This window comes from bacterium (assembly GCA_009926305.1).
GTDB lineage: Bacteria > Bdellovibrionota_C > UBA2361 > UBA2361 > RFPC01 > RFPC01.
The window spans coordinates 1-2820 of sequence record RFPC01000151.1 but is presented as its reverse complement, the minus strand read 5'-3'; the positions used below and the strand labels follow the sequence as shown (position 1 = coordinate 2820).

At 45.4% G+C, this 2820-nt stretch carries 4 protein-coding genes; all 4 read left to right on the top strand.

Annotation, left to right across the window (positions count from 1 at the left end; translation table 11 throughout):
• Positions 1-3 precede the first annotated feature (3 nt).
• Complete coding sequence (locus EBR25_13060) at positions 4-477, top strand: hypothetical protein (protein ID NBW41911.1); 474 nt, start codon at positions 4-6, stop codon at positions 475-477.
• Positions 478-732: 255 nt separating this feature from the next.
• Positions 733-1455 carry a hypothetical protein gene (locus EBR25_13055; GenBank protein ID NBW41910.1) on the top strand — a complete coding sequence of 241 codons (723 nt, stop codon included), beginning with the start codon at positions 733-735 and terminating at the stop codon, positions 1453-1455.
• Positions 1456-1623: 168 nt separating this feature from the next.
• On the top strand, positions 1624-1980 hold the full coding sequence (locus EBR25_13050) for a hypothetical protein (GenBank protein NBW41909.1): 357 nt from the start codon (positions 1624-1626) through the stop codon (positions 1978-1980).
• Between the two features lie 147 nt (positions 1981-2127).
• On the top strand, positions 2128-2649 hold the full coding sequence (locus EBR25_13045) for a hypothetical protein (GenBank protein ID NBW41908.1): 522 nt from the start codon (positions 2128-2130) through the stop codon (positions 2647-2649).
• Positions 2650-2820: the final 171 nt, after the last annotated feature.

Here is a 2820-nt window from a genome sequence, read left to right as displayed (position 1 = left end):
ACGATGCCATCTGGTTTTGACGAGGCGGTTCGTATGATGTGCTCTGATGCGGTGAATCAGGCTGTGGCTGCGCTGGCGGCTAAGTACGGATTCGATGCTGAAGAGGCTCTGCGTGAAGTGAATGGTGGTGAGGTGAAACTGGTCCGCAAACGTGGCCCATCGCCTAAGCGTGACACAGAGAAATCGGTGAAAAAGCAGAAGGAGAAGGTGGCGGACAAGCCTAAGCGGGCGCCGACGGGTTACCTGATTTTCCAGCAGTATATTCGTTCCGAGACCGTGGAGGAAATGACGCTGCTTCTTGAGGACGGAGAGAAATTGAAGCCTCAGGCTGTTGTCAAGGCGATTGCGGCAAAATGGCAAGCACTAGATGCTGATGAGAAGGCACAGTGGAACGAGAAAGCCAAGACTGAGAAGGCAGAGAAGACAGAGGATGTGATGGAGGAAATTCAAGATGAAGAAAAACAGGATGAGGAGTAAGTAAAATGAGTGAGCATGTGAAAAAAAACAAAAACCCAAAAAAATCCCATGAGAAAAAGGCGTAACTACGCTTTTTTCATTTTTGCTCTTATTTGGATATAGGGTATTTGCTATATAGTGTGAGTTATCTAAGTTATTATATAGAAACGAACTCATAAAGTGATTTTGACTAAGGCGACCTGGGTCCGAAAAAAAAATTGAAACGAGAAATCGCCTACCACTCTAAGCATCAATCAACTCAACTGAACTAAGAAAATGTCGAGCACTATCATGATGCCTAACGCGATGGACCTCGCTCTCAAGTCTATGATGGAGGATGCTGTTACCCAAGCGGTTTCTGCTCTTTCGGAAAAGCATGGATTTGATCTGGAAGATGCGCTCCGCGATCTCAATTTGAATGAGATTAAGCTTGTTCGCAAGCGCGGACCATCTGCCAAGAGTGAGAAGAAGGGTAAGAAGGCTTCGGCTGACAAACCCAAAAGTAAGCGTGGCACCAATGGTTATCAGGTGTTCTCTAAGGAAGTGCGTGCTGAGGTAAAATCTGACCTTGAGAAGGCTGCAGAAGAAGGAGTTAAGGTTACGCCTCAGCAGCTTCAGACTGAACTTGGTTCGAGGTGGAGTGCTCTTTCGGAGGAAGAACAGGCGGTGTACAAAACCAAGGCCACCGAGATTAACTCCGCGGCTTCATCTCTAGTTGCCTCCGAGGCTAGCAGCGACGAAGACGCGCCCAAGGAGAAAGCAAAGAAGGAGCCAAAGGAGAAGAAGTCCAAGAAACCAACAGGTTATCGCTTGTTCGTGGATTCGATTCGCCCCGGTATTAAGGAAAAGATGATTGCTGATGGCGAAAAAGTCACTGGTCCAGCGCTCTTGTCTGCTGGTGCCGCTAAGTGGAAGAAGTTGACTGATGCGGAGAAGGCGGTCTGGAATGAGAAAGCAAAGTCGGACAGTGAGAGCGAGGGCGACTCCAGCGCGGAGTAAATATGGAGTATGTGGGTTAAGGGTTGGGTTAGGATAAGGTTAAGCATGTGAAAAAGGGGTAAATCACCCTTTTTTCATTAAGGGTTTGTACCAAACCTTTCCGCGAAAGGTGAAATAAAATTGAAATTGGGTCACCCACTATTATAGATAGCATTATTAGGAACAATTATGACTATCACTATTGGAATGCTTCAAATCCTAGCCGACAAGTATGGTTTTGATATTAATGAGGCAAGAGAGGCAATTGGGTTGAGTTGTGGGAAACGGGGGAGGCCTACAAAGTCTAGTACATCGCCTGAACCAAAGCGTACAGATCCTAAACCAGCAAAGGAATCTACAAAACCACGTAGTAAAAGTGGATATCATTTATATATGGCAAGCGTGAAGGAGCGCGTGGCTAATGAACTAAAGAGTAATCTTAAAGGTGGTGAGAAAATTACTGGGCGACAGGTTATTAGTGAGGTTGGTAAGCGATGGCGTAATCTCCCAGAAGAAACTCGCAATATGTGGAATAGCAAATCATAAATTGTAAATTACTTTCTAACCATTTTATACCCACTCCTCCATTTTTTTCTTGTCGAGAGGGTCCACATATAAAATTGAAACGGTATTTCTGCTATAGCATATAAGCACTCAAACGTCAAAAGTCTAAGTCAAACTCGAACAAAAAACATGATCGCTCAGCGTTTCTGTGGATTCTGCCAGATCTCTGGTTTTGCTGGTCCGCACGATCACTACGTGCGTGCAAGCCGCCAGCCAAATGCTCCGGTTACTTGCCCACGGCTTCTTGCAACCGAGTGTTCCTTCTGTCATATGATGGGACATACTGCAAAGTATTGTGGTGAGCGACTTGAGAAAGAAGCCATACGGAAAAATGAAGTCTCTATGGCAGTGAAAAGTGCGTTTGATCAAGGTGAGTGGATGACAAAATCCTCACGTGTCACAGGAAAGCAGAAGAAAGCGGTTGTTACGAATACAGTGACAATTGCAAAAAACAACTTCGATGCACTAGATACAGAGATTGAGTCATCTGATAGCGAAATGGAATGCGAGCCGGCGATTGCGCCAGCGCCAGTGTATACTGGTCCATCGTGGGCTCAAATCGCAAAGTCTGCTCCTATTGCAGAGAAGCAGATCGTGATTGAGAAGCGTCCAGTGGGAATGTCATGGGCTGACTGGGATGATGAGGAATAAAGAAAAACCAAAAAAGTTGAAATTATTGATGAAAGCGGTTTACCTCTAGCCAATGCAACTGAAAGCACTTCTGAAACTGAAGAAACAGCTACCGAGGCAGAAGTTGAGGAAACTGCAAACGAATCTGAAGCTGCAATTGAAGAAACTGTAGAAGAAATTAAGGAGGAAATT

Excerpts from the sequence above, each read along its gene's own strand:
- EBR25_13060 (NBW41911.1), top strand. The coding sequence starts at position 4 with ATGCCATCTGGTTTTGACGAGGCGGTTCGTATGATGTGCTCTGATGCG.
- EBR25_13055 (NBW41910.1), top strand. The coding sequence starts at position 733 with ATGTCGAGCACTATCATGATGCCTAACGCGATGGACCTCGCTCTCAAG.
- EBR25_13050 (NBW41909.1), top strand. The coding sequence starts at position 1,624 with ATGACTATCACTATTGGAATGCTTCAAATCCTAGCCGACAAGTATGGT.
- EBR25_13045 (NBW41908.1), top strand. The coding sequence starts at position 2,128 with ATGATCGCTCAGCGTTTCTGTGGATTCTGCCAGATCTCTGGTTTTGCT.